Source organism: Aliiroseovarius zhejiangensis, from assembly GCF_014656375.1.
Lineage (GTDB): Bacteria > Pseudomonadota > Alphaproteobacteria > Rhodobacterales > Rhodobacteraceae > Aliiroseovarius > Aliiroseovarius zhejiangensis.
This window is the reverse complement of sequence record NZ_BNCH01000001.1, coordinates 481679-507560: the sequence shown is the minus strand read 5'-3', so window position 1 is coordinate 507560 and position 25882 is coordinate 481679. Positions and strand designations below refer to the sequence as shown.

Annotated in this window: 30 protein-coding genes; 12 read left to right on the top strand and 18 right to left on the bottom strand. The window is 59.3% G+C overall.

Features of this window, described 5'->3' with window-relative positions:
* Positions 1 to 17 precede the first annotated feature (17 nt).
* Positions 18 to 971, top strand: a complete 954-nt coding sequence (locus IE188_RS02460) for a YihY/virulence factor BrkB family protein (RefSeq protein ID WP_191284876.1) — start codon at positions 18 to 20, stop codon at positions 969 to 971.
* 1 nt (position 972) lies between these two features.
* A complete protein-coding gene (locus tag IE188_RS02455; RefSeq protein ID WP_191284875.1) occupies positions 973 to 2058 on the top strand; it encodes an AI-2E family transporter in 1086 nt (361 codons plus the stop codon).
* 90 nt (positions 2059 to 2148) lie between these two features.
* Here IE188_RS02455 and IE188_RS02450 read toward each other — a convergent pair whose 3' ends face one another.
* From IE188_RS02450 to IE188_RS02425, 6 genes are all read right to left on the bottom strand, one after another.
* A complete protein-coding gene (locus IE188_RS02450) occupies positions 2149 to 2388 on the bottom strand; it encodes a hypothetical protein (protein ID WP_191284874.1) in 240 nt (79 codons plus the stop codon).
* 100 nt (positions 2389 to 2488) lie between these two features.
* Complete coding sequence (locus tag IE188_RS02445) at positions 2489 to 2944, bottom strand: MgtC/SapB family protein (protein ID WP_191284873.1); 456 nt, start codon at positions 2942 to 2944, stop codon at positions 2489 to 2491.
* 115 nt (positions 2945 to 3059) lie between these two features.
* The gene (locus IE188_RS02440; RefSeq protein ID WP_191284872.1) at positions 3060 to 3254 is read right to left on the bottom strand and encodes a CsbD family protein; all 195 of its coding nucleotides are present in this window, start codon (positions 3252 to 3254) and stop codon (positions 3060 to 3062) included.
* Between the two features lie 105 nt (positions 3255 to 3359).
* Complete coding sequence (locus IE188_RS02435) at positions 3360 to 4862, bottom strand: histidine kinase dimerization/phosphoacceptor domain -containing protein (RefSeq protein WP_191284871.1); 1503 nt, start codon at positions 4860 to 4862, stop codon at positions 3360 to 3362.
* 65 nt (positions 4863 to 4927) lie between these two features.
* A complete protein-coding gene (locus IE188_RS02430; protein WP_191284870.1) occupies positions 4928 to 5479 on the bottom strand; it encodes an RNA polymerase sigma factor in 552 nt (183 codons plus the stop codon).
* Positions 5476 to 5646: a NepR family anti-sigma factor gene (locus IE188_RS02425; RefSeq protein ID WP_191284869.1), complete on the bottom strand. Its 171-nt coding sequence runs from the start codon at positions 5644 to 5646 to the stop codon at positions 5476 to 5478. The genes IE188_RS02430 and IE188_RS02425 overlap by 4 nt, the downstream gene beginning before the upstream one ends.
* A 115-nt stretch (positions 5647 to 5761) precedes the next feature.
* On the opposite strand from IE188_RS02425, the gene IE188_RS02420 reads away from it, so the two are divergent.
* Positions 5762 to 6541 (top strand): response regulator, encoded by a 780-nt coding sequence (locus IE188_RS02420; RefSeq protein WP_191284868.1) that lies wholly within the window; start codon positions 5762 to 5764, stop codon positions 6539 to 6541.
* A gap of 18 nt (positions 6542 to 6559) precedes the next feature.
* Here IE188_RS02420 and nhaA read toward each other — a convergent pair whose 3' ends face one another.
* The 4 genes from nhaA to IE188_RS02400 all read right to left on the bottom strand — a co-directional run bounded on the left by nhaA (position 6560) and on the right by IE188_RS02400 (position 10951).
* Positions 6560 to 8404: a Na+/H+ antiporter NhaA gene (gene nhaA, locus IE188_RS02415; RefSeq protein ID WP_191284867.1), complete on the bottom strand. Its 1845-nt coding sequence runs from the start codon at positions 8402 to 8404 to the stop codon at positions 6560 to 6562.
* Positions 8405 to 8468: 64 nt separating this feature from the next.
* A complete protein-coding gene (locus IE188_RS02410; protein ID WP_407648154.1) occupies positions 8469 to 8654 on the bottom strand; it encodes a PLDc N-terminal domain-containing protein in 186 nt (61 codons plus the stop codon).
* Between the two features lie 86 nt (positions 8655 to 8740).
* Entirely contained in the window at positions 8741 to 9547 is an 807-nt protein-coding gene (locus IE188_RS02405) for a formate/nitrite transporter family protein (protein WP_191284866.1), read from the bottom strand.
* A gap of 3 nt (positions 9548 to 9550) precedes the next feature.
* The gene (locus IE188_RS02400; RefSeq protein WP_191284865.1) at positions 9551 to 10951 is read right to left on the bottom strand and encodes a mechanosensitive ion channel family protein; all 1401 of its coding nucleotides are present in this window, start codon (positions 10949 to 10951) and stop codon (positions 9551 to 9553) included.
* A gap of 171 nt (positions 10952 to 11122) precedes the next feature.
* On the opposite strand from IE188_RS02400, the gene IE188_RS02395 reads away from it, so the two are divergent.
* The 6 genes from IE188_RS02395 (at position 11123) to IE188_RS02370 (ending at position 15899) form a co-directional block, all read left to right on the top strand.
* A complete protein-coding gene (locus tag IE188_RS02395) occupies positions 11123 to 11590 on the top strand; it encodes a CreA family protein (protein WP_191284864.1) in 468 nt (155 codons plus the stop codon).
* 89 nt (positions 11591 to 11679) lie between these two features.
* Entirely contained in the window at positions 11680 to 12819 is a 1140-nt protein-coding gene (locus tag IE188_RS02390) for a hypothetical protein (RefSeq protein WP_191284863.1), read from the top strand.
* Between the two features lie 12 nt (positions 12820 to 12831).
* A complete protein-coding gene (locus IE188_RS02385) occupies positions 12832 to 13644 on the top strand; it encodes a mechanosensitive ion channel family protein (RefSeq protein WP_191284862.1) in 813 nt (270 codons plus the stop codon).
* Positions 13645 to 13744: 100 nt separating this feature from the next.
* A complete protein-coding gene (locus IE188_RS02380; RefSeq protein ID WP_191284861.1) occupies positions 13745 to 13903 on the top strand; it encodes a DUF1328 domain-containing protein in 159 nt (52 codons plus the stop codon).
* A 112-nt stretch (positions 13904 to 14015) separates the two neighbouring features.
* Positions 14016 to 15272, top strand: coding sequence for an MFS transporter (locus IE188_RS02375; protein ID WP_191284860.1), 1257 nt, complete (start codon positions 14016 to 14018; stop codon positions 15270 to 15272).
* A 15-nt stretch (positions 15273 to 15287) separates the two neighbouring features.
* On the top strand, positions 15288 to 15899 hold the full coding sequence (locus IE188_RS02370) for an exopolysaccharide biosynthesis protein (protein WP_191284859.1): 612 nt from the start codon (positions 15288 to 15290) through the stop codon (positions 15897 to 15899).
* Positions 15900 to 15973: 74 nt separating this feature from the next.
* Here IE188_RS02370 and IE188_RS02365 read toward each other — a convergent pair whose 3' ends face one another.
* From IE188_RS02365 to IE188_RS02330, 8 genes are all read right to left on the bottom strand, one after another.
* Positions 15974 to 16447: a pyridoxamine 5'-phosphate oxidase family protein gene (locus IE188_RS02365; protein WP_191284858.1), complete on the bottom strand. Its 474-nt coding sequence runs from the start codon at positions 16445 to 16447 to the stop codon at positions 15974 to 15976.
* 150 nt (positions 16448 to 16597) lie between these two features.
* Positions 16598 to 17356, bottom strand: a complete 759-nt coding sequence (locus IE188_RS02360; protein ID WP_191284857.1) for a Crp/Fnr family transcriptional regulator — start codon at positions 17354 to 17356, stop codon at positions 16598 to 16600.
* A gap of 57 nt (positions 17357 to 17413) precedes the next feature.
* The gene (locus IE188_RS02355) at positions 17414 to 18421 is read right to left on the bottom strand and encodes a PAS domain-containing protein (protein ID WP_191284856.1); all 1008 of its coding nucleotides are present in this window, start codon (positions 18419 to 18421) and stop codon (positions 17414 to 17416) included.
* A gap of 178 nt (positions 18422 to 18599) precedes the next feature.
* The gene (locus tag IE188_RS02350; RefSeq protein ID WP_191284855.1) at positions 18600 to 19040 is read right to left on the bottom strand and encodes a CBS domain-containing protein; all 441 of its coding nucleotides are present in this window, start codon (positions 19038 to 19040) and stop codon (positions 18600 to 18602) included.
* Positions 19037 to 19390 (bottom strand): P-II family nitrogen regulator, encoded by a 354-nt coding sequence (locus IE188_RS02345; RefSeq protein WP_191284854.1) that lies wholly within the window; start codon positions 19388 to 19390, stop codon positions 19037 to 19039. The genes IE188_RS02350 and IE188_RS02345 overlap by 4 nt, the downstream gene beginning before the upstream one ends.
* On the bottom strand, positions 19387 to 20169 hold the full coding sequence (locus tag IE188_RS02340) for a DUF1538 domain-containing protein (protein ID WP_191284853.1): 783 nt from the start codon (positions 20167 to 20169) through the stop codon (positions 19387 to 19389). Before IE188_RS02340 ends, IE188_RS02345 begins: the two co-directional genes overlap by 4 nt.
* Positions 20166 to 20924 carry a DUF1538 domain-containing protein gene (locus IE188_RS02335; RefSeq protein ID WP_191284852.1) on the bottom strand — a complete coding sequence of 253 codons (759 nt, stop codon included), beginning with the start codon at positions 20922 to 20924 and terminating at the stop codon, positions 20166 to 20168. Before IE188_RS02335 ends, IE188_RS02340 begins: the two co-directional genes overlap by 4 nt.
* Before the next feature lie 139 nt (positions 20925 to 21063).
* The gene (locus IE188_RS02330) at positions 21064 to 21972 is read right to left on the bottom strand and encodes a LysR family transcriptional regulator (RefSeq protein ID WP_191284851.1); all 909 of its coding nucleotides are present in this window, start codon (positions 21970 to 21972) and stop codon (positions 21064 to 21066) included.
* A 116-nt stretch (positions 21973 to 22088) separates the two neighbouring features.
* Here IE188_RS02330 and IE188_RS02325 point away from each other — a divergent pair, with 116 nt between their 5' ends.
* Genes IE188_RS02325 through IE188_RS02315 form a run of 3 tightly spaced genes read left to right on the top strand, consistent with a single transcriptional unit; the run spans position 22089 to position 25869 of the window.
* Positions 22089 to 23150, top strand: a complete 1062-nt coding sequence (locus IE188_RS02325; protein WP_191284850.1) for a dipeptidase — start codon at positions 22089 to 22091, stop codon at positions 23148 to 23150.
* Positions 23151 to 23199: 49 nt separating this feature from the next.
* Complete coding sequence (locus IE188_RS02320) at positions 23200 to 24795, top strand: ABC transporter substrate-binding protein (RefSeq protein ID WP_191284849.1); 1596 nt, start codon at positions 23200 to 23202, stop codon at positions 24793 to 24795.
* A complete protein-coding gene (locus tag IE188_RS02315) occupies positions 24796 to 25869 on the top strand; it encodes an ABC transporter permease (protein ID WP_191284848.1) in 1074 nt (357 codons plus the stop codon).
* The last annotated feature ends 13 nt before the right edge of the window (positions 25870 to 25882 follow it).

Sequence of the window (25882 nt, the reverse complement as noted above, 5' to 3'; positions counted from 1 at the left end):
ACGGAAGGACAGGCTCAATGGCCCGAGGCCGCGATGCACGCACCCCAACTGACATCCCCCATTCCGGGTGGCTGGACATCGCTGCGCGGTTCGTGCGCAGCTTCGGGCGCGACCGGATCAGCCTGATCGCGGCCGGGGTCGCCTTTTTCGGAATCCTGGCGCTTTTCCCTGCCATCACCGCGCTTCTGGCTATCGGCGGGCTGGTGCTGGACCCAAGCGTGATCGTGGCCCAGATGGATCGGTTTCAGGGTGTCGTTCCGGCGGATGCGCTGTCGATCATACGAACGCAAGCCACATCGGTGGCACAGTCCAACGGGCTGGAACTGACCCTGATCATCAGTATGGGGCTTGCCCTGTGGTCCAGTTCGCGCGGAGTGGCGACGCTGTGTGACGGGTTGAACATCGTCTATTCAGAAGAGGAAAAACGCGGCTTTTTCCTGCGCAATGCAACTTTTCTGTCCCTTACGATCCTGCTGATGCTGGGCATCCTGATCGCCATTGTCGTGATCGTTGCTTTGCCCCTTGCCCTTGAGTTTCTGTCGCTTGATCCGATCGCAGACCTTGCGACCCGGATCGGCACATGGGGCTTGCTGATCGTGCTGACCATTGCAGGGCTCTCGGTGCTGTACCGTTTCGGGCCCAGCCGCCGCGACGCACGCTGGCGCTGGATTTCACCGGGGGCTGTTCTGGCCTGCCTGTTCTGGATCGCCGCGTCTTTCGGGTTTACGATCTATGTCTCGAATTTTGCCAGCTACAACGAAAGTTTCGGGACGATTGCCGGGGTGATCATCCTGCTGATGTGGCTTTGGATTTCGGCAATTGTGGTTCTGGCCGGCGGCAAGCTGAATGCCGAGATGGAACACCAGACCCGCAAGGACACCACAGTCGGACCGGACAGGCCGATGGGGGAACGCGGCGCTGTTGTGGCCGACACACTTGGCCCAACGCGCGCCGACAGCGAGGGGACGTGAGATGAGAGAAAAACCCAACTGGGCGCAGATCGGCATTTTTCTATGCCTTGCCCTGTTCTTTTTGGATTGGGCCAGCGATTTCCTGATCCCCATCGTTGCCGCCATACTGGGCTTCCTGATCATGCGCCCCATTGAACGCCGCATGTCGAGGCTTGGCATTCCCAGCGTCATCACCGCCTTCGCGATCTGTGCCGTGGCAGGGGCCGGGCTGATGTTTGCGGTCTGGAATTTCAGCTTTCCGATCACGCAACTGGCCGAAGACCTGCCGGAAATGATCAATGATCTACGCCGAATGCCGAACCCGGCGGCCGAGACCCTGGACAAGCTGGGCGAAGCGGCCAAAGCCGCCGAAGACGCTGTCGCCAGCACCGAAGAAGAACCGGCGATGGCGGTAAAGGTCGTCGAAAATCCCGGCTTTGTCAGTTCACTTGTGGCCGCCGCCCCGATTGTGGTTGGACAGATCGTGCTGACCATCGTGCTGATGTTTTTCCTGATCTCATCGGGGTCGACCTTCGTGCGCAAGCTGGTGGAAAGCCTTCCCCGTTTCTCGGACAAGCGCGCGGCGGTTGCGATGGTGCAGCAGGTTGAACAGAAGCTGGGCCAGTATCTTGGGGGCATCACCCTGATCAATTTCTGTCTTGGCATCGTCATCGGGGCCGCGATGGCAGCCTGGGGCTTGCCCAACCCGATCATGTTCGCGGTGATCGCCTTTTCACTGAACTTCGTGCCCTATATCGGGGCCGTGTTCGGGGCTTTGCTGGCCTCGATCGTCGGGTTCAATGTCTATGAGGATGCGTGGTCGGCGGTGCTGATCTTTGCAACCTATATGACCCTGACTTCGATCGAGGGGCAGCTTATCACGCCTTACGTGATATCGAACCGGCTGAGGCTGAACCCCACGGTCGTCTTTGTCGCGGTGGCGTTCTTTGCCTGGATCTGGTCGGTGGTCGGCATGGTGATTGCCGTGCCGGTGTTGATCACCGTGAAGGTGATTCTTGACCAGACGCCCTCCACCCGTGCGCTGGGCGTGTTTCTGGGTGGTGAAGAGGCGTCCGATACAAAGGCGCAGGAAGATCGCGCAACCTGACCAGCAGGGCAGTCAGCCCCAAGCAACACGAAGGCCCGCATCCTGCGATGCGGGCCTTAATTTCTGTATCGGCGGGGCGGGCGTTGAATGCTAGGCTGTGCCTTCGCCGCTGTCGTCCTCATCGTCATCAACTGCCTCACGCAACGCGTCGGCAATCCCCGTATCCGAATTGGTGCCGGCCACGGCGTGTTTCAGTTCATCAGAAGGATCTGCATCCGACTTCTGATGATCCTCGTCCGCCTTTTCACCGGGCTGGTTTTTCAGGTCATGGTGTTGCGACGACCCTTTCAAGTCGTCAATCGGGTCATAGGACGGTTTGATTTTGGCCATGGGTCCTTTCCTTTGTGTTGCTTGTCACGCGGCAAAATTGCATCGCGCGTTGCGCCAGTTTGTATGAGATCAACGCACAACTGTCCGAAGTGTTCCGCAATCAGTCTTCGTCGTTTTCCTGAAGATCGAACCGGCTGCGCAGACACCCCACGATGGTCAGGACCAGAAAGGACATCAGCGTGACACTGACCGCTTCGATCACATAGCCAAGGCCCACGGTAAGGCCGATGATGCCCACCACCCAGATCAAAGATCCGCTGCCCACGCCGCGCAGTTTGCCATTCGTCCGGTTGGACATGATCGCCCCCGCGCCCAGAAACCCGATGCCACCGACGATCCCGCTGACCACACGCGACAAATCGAAAGTGACGGCCTTTGCTTCGGCCCCGGCTGCGATGTTCAGTGATACCATGCACACGGCAGCCGCCCCCAGACTGACCAGCATATAGGCGCGCATGCCCAGGGGTTTGTGCTTGAACTCGCGGTCCAGGCCAACGACCAGCCCCAGCCCCAACGCGACAAGGCTGCGAAATACGAATGTTTCGAAGTCGATCATCAGGGCGTCCTTTCAGAGTGGTTTTTCCAGGCGTGCCAGCAAAAAGGCGCGGCTGAAACCGCGCCTCATGTATCAGTTTTAAGTCAGTTTTTCATGTGCGAAAGGGGAAGAGCCGTCAGCTGGATAGCCAATCGTTGACCGCGTCGCGGGCTTCTTCCTTCGTTTTGCCGTATTTTTCCTGAAGCTTGCCTTCAAGCTGTTCACGGTCGCCGTCGATCTGGTCGATCTCGTCGTCAGTCAGCTCGCCCCATTGTTCCTTCAACTGGCCTTTGATCTGCTTCCACTTGCCTTGAATTTCGTCCCAATTCATCGGTCTCTCCTTACGTCTTGCGGTTTCTGACAGGTCAACGCTCAAGGCAGGGGTTGGTTCCGTGAGGCGGGGAATAAAACCTGCCTTTCCACCGGATCACCGGGATCAGGTAACCTGACCGGGAATGACCGCCGTGAAGGTCACAGTGTCCGTTTCCGTGCGCCAACGGGCGGTTGCCCTCAGGTCGCGCGTATAGACCTCGCGCAACCGTGCGCTGACCGGGTCGGCGGCAGCCAACTGACCCACATTTGCCGAGACCGACAAAACGATCGTCGCGTCGTCCTCGACCAGGTCAATCTGTATCCGGCTCGCCCCGGACCGCGATAACCGGGTCAGCTTCTCGACCAGAAGATAGCACAGGGCGTAGATCTGACTGACGCGAAGCCCGACATCCTGGAACCGTTGATCAATGTCGATGTCACTGCCAATCAGCCCCTCATGCTGCAAGCCCTGGATCAGCTTGCTGACAGTCTGGCCCGCTGACAAGACCGGGGCATCGACCGACTGATGCACGGCGTTATGGACCAGATTGATCACGCGGATGCGGGCCGCCACCTGGTCAATCAGTTGCCGGGCCTCCTGAGTCTGGGCTTCTTTTGCATAAAGTCGCAGGATTGACTGGATGATCTGAAGGTTGTTTCCGACGCGGTGAAAGATCTCGCGTTGCAGGATACTGGCGTTGTGCAGACGGTTTTGCGCCTCGGCTTCCTCGCGAAGAAGCTGGTCCGACAAGGTCGAGAATTCTGCCTGCATGGCGGCGGTCTCGTCCGTGGCCCAAGGGCCGACACCCTGCCTCGGAAGATCACGATCCTGCCGAAACGCCTTCATGTCGCGGGTCAGCCGCTTGATGTCATTCACCGCCAACTTGCCGATCAGCAGATCGGCCAGCAACAGGCTGAGCGCAAGCAGCACCAGAGGAACGAAGGCGGCATTGACCACAGTTCGCCAGACGGGTGGAGCGGCAACACCGGGACGCAGTGTGGCGATCAGGCGCAGATCGAACGCAGTCACCGGTAAAATGGCCAGATCCAGGTCGGGTTCGTCATGTACGATGCCCCGTGCATGAGGCGCCAGGCGATGGACAAGCACGAGATCGTCGGCACGATTGCCGTCGGAGGTCAGAGGCGAAATCCGGCTGGCAAACCTGAAGTCGGTCGTGATTTCGGGCAGGTCGACAGAGGGTATATTGGCCTGAACGGCAACAATATGACCAAGCACCGTTTTGGTGACAAACAGCTCGCTTTCAGTCAGGTTGACTTGTGGAGAATTGGCTGGTGGGGTGATGGTCAGATCGGACCCGACCCCGAATTGCTGCATCGCTTGCGTGCACAGCGGCTGTCCGTCTTCGGTATAGATCCCGGCCGCAGCGACGGAGAAATCCGCCTTCAGCACCGCATCTATCATACTGCTGCATTCCCCTTCCTGAGACATGCCGCGCCCGGCCAGTTCGCCCAGCAGATTGAGCAGCAGATCGCTTTGCACAAGGGTCGAGGTGACAGGCGTAAAGGCGCTTTCCACCGCATCCAGCGCCGCAATTTCGCGCGCCTCGTGGCGGTCGGACAGGATGGTAAACTGGTAGTAGCTGGCAAGGGCCGCAATCGGCGCCATCACAATCAGATAAACCGCAATAAAGCGGCTTTGCAGTGAGTTGAGGAAGAGGTGGCGAAGACGTGTCACATATGTCCTGATTGATTAACGATGGATAGGGTTTGGCTGTCGGTCAGTTCGGTCGGCGTGTCGTCGTCAAGATGCATCAGCCGGGCCAGTTCCTTGCGGGCGCGGTTTGTGCGCGATTTCATCGTGCCGATAGCCACCTCGCAGGCCTCTGCGGCTTCCTCATAGGACATCCCGAGCGCCCCGATCAGGGTCAGCGCCTCGCGGTGTTCATCCTTGAGCTGCCGAAACGCATCCTGAAATTCCGTCATTTGCAACCGACCGTCGTGTTCGGGTTTGACGGACAGGGCGCCGACGATCTCGCCTTCCGGGTCTTCGGCCTCGCGCACAGCTTTGCGGCGCTCGGAATAGAAGGTGTTGCGCAGGATGGTGAACATCCAGGCACGCAGGTTGCTGCCCTCTTTGAACTTGTCGAAATTCCCGATGGCCTTGACCAAACATTCCTGCACCAGATCGTCAGCCCGCACGGCATCTTTGGTCAAGCTGCGGGCAAAGGCACGGAGTGCGGGAATATATTCCAGCACGGCATCACGAGGGTCGGGAGACGTCATTTTTGCGGCTCCTCCGACGGGTCGTCAGGGGCCTTTTCCTTGAGTTGCGCCAGCAAATCCTTGAACCGATCCGGCACACCTTCGTCCAGCGTGTCGCTGAACGCTTTCTTCAGGTTTTCGTCGATCAGATCCTGCGATCGCTTTTTGTCGGCGTCATCGGCGGGCATTGATTTTACTCTGTTATTTCGATTTGTACCGGCTTACCATGAGGACAACTATCAAATCACGGTCTGGTTCCTCAACAGCCAAAAAAAACCGTAGCTGAAGCAAAAGGACAGCAAAATGGATCATATTGCGATACATATTCCCTATCTGCGCCGCTATGCCCGTGCGTTGACCGGAAGCCAGTCCACGGGCGACGCCTATGCCGCCGCGGTGCTGGAAGCGATGATCGACAACCCGGACACCATTCCCGATCAGGACGGGGCACGGGTTGCGCTGTATCGTATGTTTCACACGATCTGGCAAAGCTCGGGCGCACCGGTATCGGACGCGGATCGCGGGGTGGCGGCAAAGGCGCAGAAACTTCTGAAAAGGCTGACCGAGAATGCGCGCGAAGCCGTTCTGCTGAACGCGTTGGAGGATTTTCCGGCGGTCGATGTCGCCCGGATCATTGGCGTTGATCCAGACGAGGCCGAGGCCCTGATCCGCATCGGCCAGGCCGAACTGGCAGAGGCCGCACGCGGTGCGGTGATGATCATCGAGGACGAACCGATCATCGCTATGGATCTGGAAGGTATCGTGTCCGACGCGGGCCATCGGGTCTTTGGCGTGGCCCAGACCCGTGACGAGGCTGTCAGTGTCGGCACCGACGGTCGCCCTGACCTGATCCTGGCCGATATTCAACTGGCCGATGACAGCTCGGGCATTGATGCTGTGAACGATCTTTTGGCGGCCCATGGTGACGTGCCGGTCATTTTCATCACCGCTTTCCCGGAACGCCTGTTGACCGGCGAACGCCCGGAACCGGCTTTTCTGATCACCAAACCCTTCCGCCCGGAACAGGTTTTGTCCGCGATCTCGCAGGCGATGTTTTTTGCGTCGACCGAAACCCTGGTCTGACAGCCGCGCGACAATTGCCTAGCTTGGCGAGGGGGCTTCGGCCTCGGAGGGATCGGGGGTCTGGGCGGCCTGTTCTGCGCGATGTGCGTAGATCAGGATCACGCTGCCCAACACCGCCGCCAGCAACGAGGCCAGCAGAACGGCGAGCTTGACCGATTCCAACTGATTGCCCGCAAAGGCCGAGTTTGCGATGAAGATCGACATGGTGAAGCCCACCCCGGCCAGGCAGCCCGCGCCCAGAACCTGCGTCATGCTGATCTCGGACGACAGCCGTCCCAGACCGATCTTTGCGGCGACATAGACGAAAAGGAAGATGCCAAGTGGTTTGCCGACCACCAGCCCGAGAATCGCCCCAAGGCTTTCAGGCGCGGTGAAATTCACGCTGCTTGTCGTAATCAGAAGCCCGGTGTTGAAAAAGGCAAACAGCGGCAGCACAAGGAAATTGATCCAGTTTTCCAGCGCATGGCGCACATGCACCCCCGGTGCGCCCAGACGGTCCATGATGGTCTGCAATTGCATGAAGGTCGGGGCGGCGACGATATGTTCTGACCCGATCTGCTTGTCCCGCTCGAACAGCTTGGCGGTTTGCGCCGCGACTGCCGCCCGGTTGGCCTTGGCACGGCTGGGCAGGGCAACAGCGGTCAAAACCCCCGCCAGCGTCGCGTGCAGGCCGCTTTCGTGGATGAAATACCACAGCACAACCCCCAGGATCAGATAGGGCGCGCGCCAGTATATCTTGCCCACATTCATCGCCATCATCGCGGCAAAGATGACGCAGGCGGTGATGAAGGCCGCAAGGTGAAATCCATGCCCGTAGAACGCGGCGATCACCAAAATGGCGCCAAGGTCGTCCACAATCGCCAGCGCCGAGACGAAGATCTTCAGCGATGTCGGCACCCGGTTGCCCAGAAGGGCAAGGATGCCAAGGGTAAAGGCGATGTCCGTGGCCATCGGCACCCCCCAGCCATGCACCTCGGGCGTGCCCCAGTTCAGTGCGGCATAGATACCGGCCGGCACCAGCATGCCGCCCAGGGCTGCAATGATCGGCATGGCGGCGGCCGAGCGGTTTGACAGCTCGCCCTCGACAAACTCGTGCTTGATCTCGATCCCGACCAGCAGGAAGAACAGAGCCATCAATGCGTCGTTGATCCAGGCCAGCAGGCTCAGATCCAGCCGCCAGCTTCCGGCAAACAGGCCGATCGACGTGTTTCGCAACGCATCGAACGCGTCGTAGAAGCCGATATTGACGAACAGAAGCGCGGCAAGCGTGGCCAGGATCAGCATCAACCCCGCAGAGGCTGCCCAGTCGATGAACCGAAACGCCGCCACTTCCAGCCGCACGCCCAACGGTCGCTCGATCGCTTCCAGGAGGGCGACCTCGTCCCAGACACCCTGATAAAGGATGCCGTCGATGAACAGATAGGGGGCCGAGGGGGGAACTTCTTTCGACAGCGACTCGCGGTCATGTTTGATGCGCTGGGCGACCTCGGGCGCATCAAGATCGGCTTCGAACTGCGTCAGATCAAGGCCCAACCCTCTGGCCAGTTTGATCACCGAGGCCCGGGTAAACTTCGGAGGGGCGTCAAACAGCGCCGTGACCATGTCGAAGAACCGTTCCTGCTGCCCCGCCGCGATGGCGGCGCGTGCGGCGATATCGGCGCGCTTGTCGCCTTCGGGATAGGTGAAGCGAACCGCCACGGCGACCTGATCGGGCGACAGGCGTTCGGACAGGCGCAGAACGATGTCGCGCAGGCGTCGCGTCGGCTTGTCAGTGAAGTCGACAAACCAGACCAGTCGGCGGGCAGCGTCCTCGTTCCCGATGACGAAATCGCGTTCGGGGTCGTAATCCTTATTCAGCACCATCGTTTAGTCCCCTTTGGAAGCGGTGACGCAGATCACCATACAACAACACGTCAGGCCCGGTGCGCTATTTCACACCGCGGGGGCCAAGCAACAACCACATAATGAAGCCGAATATCGGCAGCAGAAGGATCACGATCGTCCAAATCACCTTGGACAGCGATGAGGCCTTTGAACTGAGGATGTTGTATATCGCATATATATCAAGGGCCAGGATGATTGCGCCGCCCAGGCTGAGGGTCATGTCATTCATGGTTCTACCTTTCTCTATCGCCGGGATACGTGATCGACGCAGGCGTTTGCCGGCCCGATGGAAGATCTGTTGCGTGCCTCGACAGGTCAGTCGATGTCACGACGCACCTGCCCCCAGGCGAGCATGGCGAAGATGACCGTGCCGCCCACCACATTGCCTGCAAGAACCGGAAGGAAAAAGCCGAAAGCGGCCTGCTGCAGTCCCAGATCTCCGGTCACCATCAGATAGGCCATTTCCACAGACCCCGCGACGATATGGGTGAAATCGCCCGCGGCAATCAGCCATGTGAACAGGACGATGATCGACACGGATGACGCCCCGGCCTCGGGCAGCATCCAGACGATCGCCGCGACCAGTATGCCAGCCGGAATGGCGCGGGCAAAGCTTTCGGCGGGGGGCATTCCGGTGGCGTGGCGTGACAGCTCTTCGATGGCGGGCAGGATTTCGGCCGAGATGGCGCCGCTGTGGGCATAGAAAGTCGCAATGGCAAAAGCGCCCAGCACATTGGCAAACAGAACGATCGACCACAGAACGAGGATCCGGTTGAACACCGACCAGCTTGGACTGTGCAGGAAGGGCAGGACCGTCGTGATGGTGTTTTCGGTGAACAACTGCATCCGCCCGATAATCACCATCACAAAGCCCAGACAATAGCCGAGATTCTCGATCAGATAGCTATAGGACGTGTCGGGCAGATAGGTCCGCAGGACGGCTTCGCCCAGCACGGAAAAGCTGATCACGATCCCGGCAGACACCCCCGACCAGAACAGCGAGCCGTTGCTGCGCTCCAGCTCTTCGTCGCCTGAGCGCCGGATCACCTCGTACACTGTTTTGGCCGTCAGCTTGCTGGCGTCCTCGATCGCCTGTTCTTCCTGAATTTCTTCTTCTGTCATCTGTCAACTGTCCAAAAGGTTGCTGTCCTTGTCGCCTTCGACCTGCACTTGCATCTGCGGCTCCAGATTGTCGACCTCGTTTGACAGGTCCTCGTCCATCGCGGGGGCGATCTTTGTTTTCGGTGTGTCTTTCCTGACCGGGGCGGGCGTTCGTGTCGGTGCGGTGGTGTCCGAAGGCGCTGGCGCCTCGACCAGCGGGACACCCTCGGGAAAGATGATTTCGCGGGCTTCGTCTGGCATGCTGATGCCCGCATCCGTCAGCGCCGCCATCACGCGGCGGATCAGCACCGATTTCAGCTTCAACGGAGAAATCGCCGCCCCGTCAAACCAGTAATAGATCTTGATGATCACCGTCGACGCGCCCAGCGTATCTGCCAGCACCATCGGTTCGGGGTCGGACAGAATGGCGTCATGTTCGGCCAATTCACCCATGATGATCGCCTGCACATCCGTGATCGAGGCATCATACCCGATGCCCACGTCAAATGATCCGCGGCGGTTCGGGCTGGCCGTGTAGTTTTCGATGGTGGCCTTGAAGACCGCGGCATTGGGGATCTGAATATGGTTGCCCTCGGGTGACACCAGAACGGTGCTGCGGGTGTTCATGCTATGCACCACGCCCTGATGCCCGGCAATGTCAACAAAGTCACCCCGCCGGAACGGTTGGCGGACGCTCAGCAACAGGCTGGCCAGAAAGTTTTCGGCAATGTCGCGGAAGGCAAAGCCAATGACGATCCCGATCACCCCGGCCCCGCCCAGAACCGAGATTGCCAGCTGGGTCAGACCGGCGATTTGCAGAACGATGTAGAGGCCGACAAGAAAGACCGGCAGGGCAATGAAGCGGGCGGTTACATCGCGCAGGAAGGGTGATCCCAACCGATCCTTCAACGCCCATCGTGCCACCCGTGCGACACCGGACGACAGAAACAGCGCCAATGGCAGGATCAGAAACGCCAGCAGGATCAGCGGTGCGGCCGAGACTGTCTTGTCCCACAAGCTGCGCAATTCGGAAACCGCGGGGTCGATCGAAAAGTCGGCCTCTTGCACCAGGGTCAGCCGGTTCACGACGGCGACCACGCCGTCGGTCTTGGCCGCAAGGTCGCGCGCCCAGTCCTGACGTTTGGACGAGGTCGCGGTGCCGTCCAGAAAAACGATCCCATCCTGCACATCGACCTGCACGTCTTCATACCATCCGGTAGCCTTCAGGATGCCCTGAATCCGTGTGGCAATCTGATCATCACGCACACTTTCCGTCACCGAGATCGTCTGATCGGTGTCAATGACTTCGGCTTCCGGCTCATTCGCAATGCCGTCACTGCTGGTCTGGGCCAGAACGGACGCGGCAGGCAGCGACGCGGCCAGCGTCACGACCAGAGCCAGGCGCCGAATGAAAGACTTCCCCATGATATTTTCCATATTTCCCTTCAACATTGAACGCAGGATGGCCCGAAAGGTTCCAAAGGGCGATGCTTTTTTGCAGCGGGGCTGTGACAACGCTATGTAGCCGTGCGCAATATCGGTTAGTCTGGTCGCGGGTGCCCGCTGTGGCAAGCAATGACGAAAGAGATCAAGTCTATGACATATTGCAGGAAAATACTCTTCCACCTCTGCCTGATCGGTCCGTTTTACGTCGCAAGCGCGAGGGCTGAACAGGTCGGGAACGTCGATGTCGATTGGCTGGGCAACGACATCATCATAGAGGCGATCCATGACCCGGAGGTTGCGGGCGTCACCTGCCATATCGCCTATTTCGAGCGCGGTCTGGTGGACCGTCTGTCCAATGGAAACTGGTTTGAAGACCCGTCAAACAGCGCCATTTCCTGTCGCCAAACCGGCCCGATCACCATCGGTGACATAGATCGCAGCGACGAAGGCGAGGACGTGTTCAGCCAGCGCATGTCGATCATCCTGAAAAGCCTGCGCGTGAAACGCATCTTTGACGAGTCAAATCAGGTGCTGATCTATATCGCCCATGCCCGCGAGGTGGAGAGCGGATCGGCGAAGATGTCGATCTCGACCGTGCCGCTTTACGGAGAGCGGTAATGGGTGGGGCGGGAACGTCTTTGACTTTTCCGGCACTTGGCGCACATTGGTGCCAAATGGTCCAGTGATCCGTTCTGACAGGGTGCCCAATGACGTTTTCCCAATTTCCCACTGATCTTGCCTCGGTCGGGTCTTATGACTGGCCGCGCGCCCCCGCGACGAGCTCGTTGAAAGAAGGGTATCGACGGCTGCGTGAAAAGCTGCGGGTGCTGGATGATCGAAACGCTGATCTGCTGCCCGATGATCTGGAACGCCTTTCAGGGTCGATGATCCCGGATGCGTTGTGGTCCAGCTTGCGTGCATATCAGTTTGAACGCCTGGACAAGGTCTATCTGGAATGGGCCAGGCGGGAAGAGGGGCCGCATACTGTCTGTGCCTTTGTGATGATGCCCAGTGTGCCACGACACTTCCTGGCGGATTGGGCCGCGGATCGCGGGCTGGACCTTGTGGATGCCGCCGCCGTGCCCACTGGGGGCGCTGCGCTGATAGTCCCTGACATTTCGTCCCTTGTGCGGCGGTCGCTGGAGGGGCGGGCGGCGATGCGTTCCTATCTGGCGGAACTGGATGGCGCGTCACGCAACGTGCTTCTGGGCATGTCAAGCTGGACCTGGACCTATCTGGCACAAACCTCTGCGATTGAGACAGTTGTATCGGACGCGCGCTGTTTTGCACCGTTCGGGGACAAGGCGCTAGCCGAGTTGCTGCGCGCCCATATCGGGGACAGGGTGCTGAAATCTGCCGACAGCGGCAAGGGTATTCTGGCCGAGGATGACGAGGGTGCGCCCAAGGATCGTTATCTCAAGACCCTGGCCGCGCGGGCCTATGGATGTCCCTGGGCCGCGATGCGGCTGCTGGACGCCGCCGTTAATCAGGAGGTGGACGCCAATGGGGATGCGACCGAGCTCCCCGAAGATGCAGATCACGACGACACAGGCGATGACCACGAGGATGCGGCGACCTGGTTGCAGGATCCTGCTGTGCCGAAACTGCCATCGCGGATCGAACGGATCGGCCGGTTCGTGCTTCACGCACTGCTGATCCACGGGCCGCTGACCGCGAAGGAACTGGGGATGGTGCTTCCGATGACGCTGCCGGTGGGCATCGGCTCGGCGCTGGAACGGGTGGGCCTGATCAAGATCGAGGACGGCAAGATCTTGGTCCGCGAAAGCGCTTATCCGCATGTGCGGCGCATCCTGTCCGAAGCGGGTCTGCCGCTTGACCAGATATGAGGTGAGGGTGGGATGGATACCGAAAACTATGACCTGACCAAATTGTTCAACGACGTGTCGGGCTGGACGTTTGCGCAGGTCGGCGCGATCATCTTGCTGTGCTTGCTCGTGTATCACGTGCTGCGCTATGTCGTGCCGCGCGTTGCCGAAAAGCTGCCCGCACGGTTTCGCCTTCTGGTCCTGAACCTGATCCCGCTGGCGCGTGTGACCCTGTTTGCGGTTGCCGTGGTGCTGATCATTCCGCTGGTCTTTAATGTTACGCTTAAGAATTTCATCCTGGTGCTCGGCACGGTCGGCGTGGCGTTGGGGTTTGCGATCAAGGACTGGGCGACAAGTGCCGTGGCCGGGATCGTCGCCATTTTCGAACGGCCCTATCGGTCCGGCGACTGGATCCGCGTCGGGGATGATTACGGCGAGGTGATCGACATTCACACACGGTCGGTCAAGCTGCGCACCGCCGATGACGACGTCGTCACCATCCCGCATTCCCGCATCTGGTCGGAAAACATCGCCAGCGCCAATGACGGGTCCAAAACCCTGATGTGCGTGGCCGAGTTCATGGTGGCACCCGACCGGCAAACAGACGGCATCATCGACATACTGACCGATGTGGCCCACACCAGCCCCTATCTGGACTGGGCGCGTCCGGTGCAGGTCATCATGAAGAACGAGATCTACGCTACGCGCGTAAGGCTCAAGGCCTATCCCTTTGAACTCAGGGACCAATTCAATTTTACCACTGACCTGACCATGCGTGGACGGGACGCGTTGATAAATGCCGATATCAGGATTGTGGCGACACCGGATTTCGGACCGGAGGGTTAGGGCGCGGAGACCCTTCAGATCGGCAATATCCGATTGATCGGGAACCAATCAGGCTTCAGCACGTTCTTTCTTCAAGTGAAAACAATATAGGAGAGCTCTCATGCTTGGTTGGTCCATTACGTTTCTCATCGTCGCCCTGATTGCTGGGTTCCTTGGGTTTGGTGGGGTTGCCGGGACAGCGGCGGGCATCGCCAAGATCCTGTTCTTCATCTTCCTGATTCTGTTTGTGATCACGCTGTTTCGTCGCGCGGCCAGCTAGATCGGTCTGACACGCCAAACCTTTCACATGGCCCGTCGGGAACGCCGGGCCATGTTGCGCGCGTGATCGGGGGCTGCAAAATGTCATCCCGACCCATAGGGTGGACTGGACCGTGACAGACGTGACCAAAGATATGGCAGAGGCCGGGGACAAACCCGAACAGAACCGAAATCGCAACGGGCTGATCCATCTTCTGTCGCTCAGCGCGTCGAAGACCGCTGACGCCCTGATTGATCCCAAGCTCGTGCTCAGCTGGCTGATGGGGGCCATCGGGGCGCCAGCCTATCTGATTGGTGCGCTTGTCCCCGTGCGCGAGGCGGGGGCTTTGCTGCCCCAGCTTTGGGTCGCCCGAAGGGTGCAAACCCAGCTTGGCCGAAAGAGGTTCTGGGCCATGGGCGCTGCGGTGCAGAGCGCCATGGCAGTATCCATCGCCCTGATCGCTTATTTCCTTTCAGATGCGCTGGCCGGTTGGCTGATCGTGGCAGCCTTGGCGGTGCTGGCTATCGGCCGTTCAATCGCATCAACGACTTACAAGGATGCTTTGGCCCATTCGGTCCCGCAGGGACGGCGTGGCGCGGTGACGGGCGCTGCAGGCAGCATCGCAGCGGCGTTTGGTTTGGCCTACGGGGTGTCCATGTCCCTTGGTGTGTTTGGCGACGTCTCCATCACCGCCGTCGCCGCCTATGTCTTTCTGGCCGGAATGCTTTACGGTGCGGCGGCGCTGGTCTTTTTGCGCCTGCAGGAAGATGACATCCCCGAAACTCGTGAAGAGGCGCAGAGCTGGCGGGCATTCTTTGCCCCGCTTGTCACCGACCGCGCCTTTCAGCTTTTCATCCTGACGCGTGGCTTTCTGACCGCGACGGCCTTTGCGCCGCCCTTCATCGTGATGGTGACGGTCGGGGCGTCGGAACGCAGCCTGACGCAGTTGGGCCCGCTGGTCGTGGCCTCGGCGCTTGCCGCGTCGTCGTCGGCGTTTCTATGGGGCAAGGTGTCCGATATATCCAGCCGCTTGACACTTTGCATGTCCGGACTGGTTGCGGCGGGGGCCTATGGTCTGACGGCGGCCATGGTTCTGGGTGGTGGCACGCTGGGCTTGTGGTGGGCGGTCGGCCTGATGTTCGTGGCACAGGTTGCCTATCAGGGGGTGCGATCAGGGCGCAGCATATTCCTGACTGACATGACGCGGGACGAGACCCGCTTGCGATACACGGCGCTGAGCAATACGGTCATCGGCATTGTCCTTTTCGCTGGTTTGGGGCTGGGTGGCGTGGCCCAGCTTGCCGGTGCGGAATACGCGCTTGTCATTTGCGCGATCATGGCCGCGCTCGGCGCGAGCTTCGCCACGCGACTGACACCTTTGAAGGACTGAGGGGACTGGCGCAGAATGACCGATGATCAGCATACGGACCCTGACCCTGACAATCAGATCGCGGAAATCGTTGATACGATCCACGACATGCGCGGTCCGGGTGAGGCGACGGTCGGAGCCCTGATCGAACAAATGGGTGTGGCGTCCTTCACCCCGATCCTTCTGTTTGTCAGCCTGGTCATCGTCACGCCACTTAGTGGCGTGCCCGGACTGTCGTCGGTCTGCGGGTTGCTGATCGCGATGGTGTCCGCGCAGTTGCTGTTGGGCCGCGACAGATTGTGGCTGCCCGATTTCATTCTTCGACGGCAGATGCCACGCCGTAAACTGAACACGGCACTGTCTCAGGTCGAGAAGCCATTGTCCTGGGTGCAGGAGGTGACGACGCGCCGGCTGTCTTTTCTGACGCGACCGCCGTTTTCTTACCTGCTCTATTCGATCTGCCTGTTGTGTGGTGCGGCCATGCCGTTTCTTGAACTTGTGCCGATGTCGTCTTCACTGCTGGCCTCTGTGGTCGCATTGTTGTCCATCTCGCTGATCAGTCGGGACGGGCTGTTTGCATTGCTCGGGTTGACGGCTTTGGCGACAACGGCGGCCTTGTTGCTTGCTGTCAGCCAGTTGCTGTTCTGAGCCAAAAAAAAGCCCATCTGGCTGAAACCAGATGGGCAGTTGAGTCAGGCAGTCAAGCCTATCGGGACATTGGGTCAAAAGCTGAGGACGTTGTGTGATCCGATGTCGGGCGTTGTCCCAGCCAAATTGGATTTCACAATCTCGATCAGGAACAAGGCCTTGCTGTCGGTTGCAAGCCACATCTCGGCAGCTTGAGGTGTCAGTTTCAACAGACGCAGCGAATTGTCGGTCCTTCCGTCTTCGAACCAGGACGCGGCCACCGCGTTCCAGATTTCATCAATCTTGTTCTGGTCAGCTTCAATGCTCAGTTTACCGTTCACATCGGCATAGAGCCCTTGTTGGTCAGAGCTGACGAGATAATGGACATCCTCGTTCTTCAGCGCGCTGTTATGGGCATGGGTGCACTGCGCGGTCAGGAAATATACGGCGTTCTCATCCTCGTAGGGATAGTGGGTCATCGGGAAGTGACGCCCCTTGATCCCCAGCAGTCCGGTGGGAACCTTGTTCAGCCTGTCCCAGAATTCCCGGTGCTTCGGTTGCATGTCCATTTTTCCATTCTGCGGTCGTCCCGCTTTTCTGACTGTCGCCACGGGCACCTGATGTGCTCGTGGTCTCAGGTCAAAAACGCGGAAGGGGGCAAAAGGTTCCCGGCTGATTGCGGCGGGTCACGCAATCGGTGCCACAGCGTTGATAGCGGGCTAGGGTTTTGACCCGACATGGGGGTCGTCTTCCGCACCGGGAAACCACCCGACATCCATCTGTGAATGCCGGTCCTGGAAGTCGCACATGGCTTTCATCACGTCCGGGGCCAGGATCGTTATGTCCCCGTCCTTGCGCGACACAAGCCCCTGCTGCTCAAGCGCCACCAGACTTTTGCTGACATAGACATTCGTCAGGCCGATCGTGTCGCCGATTTCGGTCTGGTTCAACGGCAGGCGAAAGCTGGTCTTGTCCGGGTTGGTGATCCTTAGTCGAGCGTCAAGTTCCAGCAGGAAATAGGCAAGTTTCTCGCGGGCGCTCATACGGCCGGTCGCTTTCAGAAGATCGGTCAGCAAGACCTGATCGCGCACCGCCAAGGTGAACAGAAGGGCCGCGACGCGCGGGGCGTCGGTGAACACGCGTTGCAGGTGCTTTCTGGGAAAAGGGCAAAGCACGCCATCGCTTGCGGCAACCAATGTGTCACACGCATTTTCATAGGCGATGTCGGCAAACCCTACGACGTCGCCCGGGTGCCGGATCGACACGATCTGACGCCGGCCGTCAGGCAGAAGGACGAAGGAATAAAACCACCCGCTTTTGACAACGAAAAGCTCGTCGGCGCTGGTGCCGATTTCGCGGACCACCGCGCTGGCGCTGTAGCTTTCTTCTGCATCTTCCAGTCGTGCGAGAATGTCCCAGGAATCGTCGTCAATATCCACATAATGCGATAGTTTGCGATACAGGCAGCTTTCGATCATGGCATCGGCTTTCGTTTACTTTCGTACACACACCATACTTGCTTTTTTCGAAGAGTCTCATTTTTCGATCGGCAGCGTGACCGAGACCGACACACCCGAGCTGGACGGTGTGACGTCGATTGTCGCCGAAAGGTTTTTTGCCATTTGTCTCAGTATTTTGCCGCCCAATCCTGTTCCAAGTTCAATGGGGTTGCAAGCGCATTGCCCACGGCCGTTGTCGGAAACGGTGATCAGGATTTCCTCATCGCGCAGACGTCCATAAAGCGTCACCTCGCCACCTTCGCCATCAAAAGCGTGTTGCATGGCGTTCGTCACAAGTTCCGCCACGATCATGCCAAGTTGCGCTGCTCGGTTATGGCCTAATTCGAAAGGCTCGTCGGGCACATCACAGATCAGGTCCACTCCGGCGTTCAGCCCGGTGATCGCTTCGCAAATCGTGGTCAGATAATCGAACAGAGCCACCTGATCCAAACCCGGGGGTGCCTCTATGCCTTGTTGCATGCTGGCATACAGGGTTTGCAGGCTCTGGATCCGGCTCAGGACGCTCAGCAACCCATCGTTTTCACCGTTTTCACGGATCTGAAGCCGCACCGAGGACATAATCAGGGACAGGTGGTTCTTCAGACGATGGTGAAGCTCTGACAGCGCGGCGGCGGATTGGCGCTGTTTTTCAAGCAAAGCCTCGTAAGGATTGTCCTCAACTTCCATCTGAATGGCGATGAATCGCTGCAGAACGCCCTGATCGTCGCGGATCGGTTTGATCGACAAACGGTTCCAGAACAGGCTTCCATCGGCCCGCTGATTCAGCAGGTCCGACGCAACCGCGCCTCCGTTTTCGACCGCGTTGCGGATTTTCGCGAGTTCATTGGCATCCGTATCATCGACCTGCAGCAGCCGGCAGTTCTGACCGATCAGTTCGTCCTGTTTGTAACCGGTCAGTTCGCAGAACAGCTCATTGACGAAGATCAGAGGATTGTCGGGCAGGTTTGGATCGGTCAGGCACGCCGCATAAGGCAGGTCCGTCAGCATCTTGCGAATCCAGCGGTCGTCAAAGATCTGGGTCATTCAGGGGCCTGTTATGAAGTTGACACGTGACACTAGTGCGACTTGCGAAGCGGGGTCATTAATCTTGATTAAAGGTGACGCGCAATTATATGGAAGGACGAACGAATTATCCTTCCAGCCTCGCGGCATTGTCTTATGTGGGTGAGATGCTGACTTTGCGTGAACCGGCGTGCGTTCGTCACTCCTTTTCGCTGTTTTGCACGTTTTCTGCGGGCGGTACATTCGATGCGAACTCGGCCAGGGTTAATTCGCGCAGGCCCACCGTGCCGATCAACCGGTCATCTTCGACCACCAGCGCCACATCAAGGTTCAGCCGCGTCAGCAGACGGATCGCATAGCGGGCCTGCATGTTGCCCGACAGGTTGATGGCCGGTTTCTCCATCACCTCATAGACGCTGACCCGCCGGGCCGCGCGATTTTGGGCAAATACCTGCCGCGCGATCATGCTGATCGTCAGAACGCCGTATTCGTCATCCGGTGACCGTTTGTCGATCACCAACGTGTCGTGCCCCGATGTTTCAAACAGCCGCATTGCTTCGGCAACCGATGCGAGGCCGTTGATGACATGGGGGTCCTGCCGCACGGCATCGCGGACACGGGTTTCTTCAGGCTGGCTCATAGCTCGTCCTTCTCAAGCGACGCTTTCAGGGCTTTGACCTGCGATTCCAGGCCGATGGCGTCTTCGATATCGATCTGAAAGACCACGCCGCGCCCCGGTTCCTTCAGAAATTCACCCGCTTTGCAGATGGTTTCAAGGATGTTGGCCGCCAGATGTTCTTCGACCAGAAACAGCGCCATGTCCCGTTGTCCGGCGACGGTCAGCCCCAGAAAGGTCTTCTTTTTCTCCAACCCTTCGCCCCGGACACTTGTGATGACTGTGGCGCCCGTGGCACCCGCGCTGCGGGCAGCATCGACAATCACATCGGTATAAGCATCCTGCACCAGAGAGATGATGAGCTTGAACTTCATTCGATGTCCTCCGTTTTGGCATTTGGCACATCCAGCCGCGCCCGTCTATTGTCATTCCACTGCACCAACTGCGCATATCCCATGACCGTAATCATGGGAAACAGGCTGGCCAGCGCGATCAGGCCGAACCCGTCCAGCGCCGGGCTGCGGCCCGGCACGGTCGAGGCCAGGCCAAGCCCAAGCGCCGCCACCAGCGGCACAGTTACGGTCGAGGTGGTCACCCCGCCACTGTCATAGGCCAAGGGCACGATGTTCTTTGGCGCAAAGATCGTTTGCAAGATCACAACCGCATAGCCCACGATCATATACATATAGAGCGGCGTTCCCGTGACGATCCGGTAGGTGCCGAACACAAGACTTAGTGCTACCCCGAGGGCCACGGCAATACGCAGCCCCCACTCCTTGACCGTGCCGCCCGACACTTCACGTGCCTTGATGGCCACGGCAATCAGGGATGGTTCGGCGATCGTGGTGGAAAACCCGATGGCAAAGGCGAACAGATAGGTCCAGCCATGCGCGGTCCAGTCGGTCGGGTCGCCCAGAAAGGCGGGGTCGGTCAACTGGCGGGCCATTGCCTCGCCCAGCGGAAACAGCGCCTCTTTCAAGCCGAACAGAAACAGCCCCAACCCCAGAACGACATAGACCCCGCCCACCAGAATACTGCGCAGATGTGGCACGGGTTTGCGCAGCACGGCCGCCTGAAAGAAGATCAGAACTGCCAGGATCGGCAGAACATCCGTGATGGTGGCAATGAAGGTGACAACCAGTTCATGGATCATTGCACCGCCCCCACAATGCCGAAGCCCAGCACGAATACGATGGGCAACAGGCTGGCAAAGGCCACCAGCCCGAACCCGTCGATCATCGGATTGCGGCCCTTGATGACGCTGGCCAGGCCAACCCCCAGCGCGGTGGTCAGCGGCACGGTCACGGTCGAGGTCGTGACTCCGCCACTGTCATAGGCGATGCCGATGATCTCGGCGGGGGCGAAGGCGGTCATGATCACCACCAGCACATAGCCCCCGATGATCAGGTAGTGGATGGGCCAGCCCAGCAGGATGCGCATCACCCCGATGACCAGCGATGACCCGACCGCAGCGGCAACCGTATAACGCAGCGCATCGGCATAGCGCAGCTGTTCCGCCGTGCTGGCGCCGACGGCCCCGATGTCGGACATCACCCGCGCGGCCTCGCGGCTGACGGCGATCAGGGCGGGTTCCGCCACAGTGGTGCCGAAGCCCAGCGAAAACGCAAACAACAACAGCCAGAACAGGCTGCCCTTGTTGGCAAACGCATCTGCAAGGGATTCTCCGATCGGAAACAGCGCCAGTTCCAAACCGCGGATAAAGATCGCCAACCCGGCCATGACGAACAGCAGCCCGATCAGCTTTTCGCCTACATCATCAAGGGGTTGTCTGAGGATCAGGAACTGGAACACCGCCACCACGCCGACGATGGGCGCCAGGTCACGGGCCGTGCCAAGGGTCAGGCTTGCAAGTGATTTTACCTCGTTCAGCAACGGAACCCTGCCCATTAATCGGATCAAATGGTTGCCTCCGACCGGATGCAGCCCTGTCACCACGTTGTGCCCGCTCATACTTTAGAAGCAAGCCGGGGGGCTTACAATTCGATAGTCCGTTCAAGTTGCACGGATGCCACCGGACCTGCTGCCGTCAGGCCTTGTGCGAGAATGGGTCTTTCGCCGTGTGCAGCCTGAGATGACGCATGAATGATCGGGTGACGGCCGAAATGGGCCTGTCATCCGAGGTAACGAAATAGCTGCGATATTCGATCTGCGATGCAAATGGTCGAAAGATCACATCATCGGCCCGGTATTGCACGATGGGAAACGGGTTCACGATGGTCAGGCCCAGCCCCTCTTTCGCCAGGTCGACAGCCGCGAAGGAAGTCGAGGCCTCGGCCACGATGCGCGGGGTGCTGCGGTTGGCTTGCAGCACCTTGTCCAGTTGCCCACGCCTTGCGTGGCGATGCGTCAGGGCGACCAGCGCCTGCTCGTGCAGGTCCGCAGGGTGAATGACCTTCTGATCCGCCAGCGGGTGATCCGGCGGCATGGCACAGACCGCCGTGGCCGAGCGATAAGGAGTCAGTTTGACACCGTTGCGCGACAACTCGACCCCACTGACCCCAAGGTCGAACCGCCGGTCAAGGATGCCACGGATGACGTCCTCTGACGGGGCGACATCCAGGCTGACATAGAAATGCGGGTTGGTTTTCAGAAAGGTGGCGATGTGATGCACCAGGAAACGATGGGCATAGGTGGGGGGCGCGATCAGGCGCAAGGTTTCCTGCGCCATCTCGGGCGGGCCGTCGATGCGGTCGAGGGCTTCAAACAGCGGGTCGAGCCGCCGGTTCATCTGCACCGCCTCGCTGGTCGGCCGCAGCCGCCCGCCTTCGCGTTCAAACAGGATGCGCCCCGTCCGCGCCTCGAGGCTGGCGATCGAGCGGCTGATCGCGGATTGCGACAAGCCCAGCCTGACCGCCGCCTTTGACGTCGTGCCGCTTTCCATCAGGGCGCGAAGGGCCTGATATTCGGGCAGACTGTGCCAGGATTTCGTCGGCATAAGGGTCGCTCTTCATAAGTGTAATCACCTTATGATAAAATATCATGCAAATTTCTCTCGTCTATGAGAAACTCTGACATAAGCTGGCGCGGTGCTGACCTTGGGGGAAATCACTCGTGACCGGCCAAACCAATCCTTTGGTGTTTGATGGGCATAACGATGTTCTGCTGAAGCTCTATCGGGCGGGCGGAAAATCGGCGGCGCATACGTTCCTGACAGGGCGGGACGGCGCAATCGACGTGATACGCGCGCGGGCCGGGGGATTTGGTGGCGGCTTTTTCGCGATCTATATTCCGTCGCCGGTGGACACCGATTTCAAGATGGAGGAAATGGCAAAGCCCAGTTACGACCTGCCGCTGCCCGATCCCATCGACTGGGAAGACGCCTTGCCCGTTGCCATGGCGCAGATTGCCATCCTGTTTGACCTGCAGGAGCGTGGCGCGTTGACCGTGTGCCGCACGGCCGAGCAAATTCGCAAGACACTTGACGCAGGCCACATCGCCGCCATCCTTCACATCGAAGGGGCCGAAGCGATTGACGCGGAACTGAACACGCTTGAAGTGCTGTATCAGGCGGGCCTGCGATCGCTCGGTCCGGTCTGGAGCCGGTCGACCATCTTTGGTCACGGTGTGCCCTTTCGTTATCCGTCCAGCCCGGATACCGGCGAGGGTCTGACCGATCACGGGCTGCGCCTGATCCGCCGGTGCAATGAGCTTGGCATCATGATAGACTTGTCCCACCTGAACGAGGCCGGATTCTGGGACGTTGCGCGCCATTCCACGAAACCCCTTGTGGCGACCCATTCCAACGCCCACGCCATTTGTCCGCACAGTCGCAACCTGACCGACAAACAACTGGCCGCGATTCGCGAAAGCGATGGGATGGTGGGCCTGAACTTTGCGGTGGCATTTTTGCGTGATGACGGGCGGATGCTGTCAGATGTGCCGCTGTCGCAGATGTTGCGCCATTTGGATCATCTGATTGAGCATCTGGGCGAAGATCGGGTCGGGCTGGGGTCTGACTATGACGGGGCTGTTGTGCCCGAAGATGTGACAACTTGTGCTGGCTTGCCGAAACTCAGGCAAGCCATGGCGCAACACGGATATGGCGAGGCGTTGATTGCCAAACTTTGCCATGAAAACTGGCTGCGCGTGCTGGAAAAGACATGGGGGCAATAACCCGACCAGCGCACAGCCCAAACCACAACCGAACAGGAGAGGTTCAAACATGAATACCATCAACAGACTGCTGACAAGCGCCGCAATTGGTGTGGCCGTGGGGGTGTCATCCTTCGCCGCCTATGCCGAAACGCCCGCCAACATGCTGGTGATTGCCAACCGCATTGACGATGTCACGACGCTGGACCCGGCAGAAAGCTTCGAGTTTGCAGGTTCGGACATCAGCCGCAATGTCTATAGTCGTCTGGTCTATCTTGATCCGCTGGACCTGGCCGCTGGCTACAAGCCCGGCCTTGCCGAAAGCTGGGAGGTCAGCGAGGACGGCAAGACCATCACCTTCACCATGCGTGAAGGCGTCACCTTCCATTCGGGCAACCCAGTTCGGGCAGAAGACGCCGCGTTCTCGTTGCAACGAGCGGTGATCCTGAACAAGACGCCTGCCTTCATCCTCACTCAGTTCGGGTTTACGCCGGAAAATGTTGCCGAGACAATCAAGGCGGACGGCAACAAGCTGATGATCACCACGGACAAGCAATATGCGACGTCGTTTGTGCTGAACTGTCTGACGGCCACCATTGGTGCGATCGTCGACAAGGAAACCGTTATGGCCAACGAGGTCGACGGCGATATGGGCAACACCTGGCTGAAAACGAACTCGGCCGGATCGGGGCCATACACGCTGGGCAGCTGGAAGCCGAATGAAAGTGTGACGCTTGAGGCTTTTGCCGACTATTACGGGGGCGCCCCTGCGATGGAGCGGGTGATCGTGCGTCACGTGCTTGAAAGCGCCTCTCAACGTCTGCTTCTGGAACGCGGTGACATCGACATCGCCCGCAACCTGAACCCGGAAGATATTGCCGGTGTGATGGAGGCTGGTGGCATCAAGGTCGAGGACGAGCTGAAAGGCCGTCTGATGTATCTGTCGCTGAACCAGAAACACCCCGAGCTGTCCAAGCCCGAGGTCCGTCAGGCGTTCAAATACCTGATCGACTATGAAGGGATGAAGAACAGCTTCCTGAAAGGTCAGTATACGATCCATCAGAACTTCCTGCCCGCGACCTATCTGGGCGCGTCCGAGGAAAACCCGTTCTCGCTGAACATCGAGAAGGCCAAGGAGCTTCTGGCCGCAGCGGGTGTCGAAGGACTTGAGATCGAAACTGGCGTGCGCGAGGCGCAGGAACGGATCGAAATCGCGCAATCCCTGCAAAACACGCTGGCACAGGCCGGGATCACGCTGAACATCACGGTCGGTACGGCGAAACAGATCCTGGCCCGCTATCGCGCGCGCGAGCTGGATATGTATCTGGGCGCCTGGGGGCCGGATTATCCCGACCCGCAGACCAATGCAGGCACCTTCGCCTATAACCCGGATAACAGCGACGAGGCACAGGCCACCGGCCTGCTGGCCTGGCGCAACAGCTGGGATACCGGCGGGCTGACCGAGAAGGTCGAAGCCGCCGTGACCGAGGGCGATCGCGACAAGCGGATCCAGATGTATCAGGACATTCAGGCCGAGTTCCGCGAAATCTCGCCCTTCGCAATCATGTTCCAGCAGATCGAACAATCTGCGCTGCGTGAGAATGTGATGAACTGGTCGACCGGACAGGCCGTGACCTCTGCCGCCTACTGGCAGGTCACCAAGTAAATGGCCGTGAGCGAAGACAATCACGAGAGGCGCCCGCCAAGGGCGCCTCTTTCCGCCACGTTGTGGCCGGTTGCGCGCACGACCCTGCGCACGCTGGGGTCGATCGCCGTGACATTGCTGGGGCTGTTGTTCGTCACGTTCATCATCGGGCGCGTCATGCCGATTGACCCGGTGCTGGCCATCGTGGGAGAACGGGCGTCGCAATCCACTTATGACGCCGTGTATGAACAGCTTGGGCTGGACAAGCCGCTGATTGTTCAATTCTTTTATTACATCTGGGATGTGCTGCATCTGGATTTCGGCACCTCGCTTCTGAATGCGCGCCCGGTGTCCGAAGACATCGCGCGGGTTTTCCCCGCCACACTGGAACTGGCCACCTTAGGCATCATCTTCGGGGTTGTCCTGGGCGTGCCGCTGGGGGTGCTTGCGGCCGTGCGCAAAGGGTCTTGGATTGATCAGGTTGCGCGGGTCGTTGCGCTGATCGGGTATTCCATGCCGATCTTCTGGCTGGGTCTGATGGGGCTTTTGATTTTTTATGGCATTCTGGGCTGGGTCGGCGGACCGGGTCGCGTGGGCATCTTCTATGTCGACGTGGTGCCCAGTGTGACCGGGCTGATCCTTGTGGATTCGATCATCGACGGCAATTGGGACGTGTTCAGGGACGCGTTTTCCCACATCATCCTGCCGGCATCTCTGCTGGGCTACTACTCGCTGGCCTATATCAGTCGTATGACGCGGTCGTTCATGTTGGAACAACTGAGCGCCGAATACGTGACCACAGCCCGCGTCAAGGGCATGTCGGAATGGGATGTGATCTGGAAACACGCGTTCAAGAACATCCGCGTGCAGCTGATCACCGTGATCGCGCTGAGTTACGCGGGCCTTCTGGAAGGGTCCGTGCTGACCGAGATCATCTTCTCGTGGCCCGGTATCGGCAGCTATATCACGACCGCGCTGCTGTCTGCGGACATGAACGCCGTTCTGGGCGGCACTGTCGTGGTGGGGCTGATCTTCATCCTGCTCAATATCTTCTCGGACCTGCTTTACAAGGTCTTTGATCCACGTGCGAAATAGGCGGGACACAGTC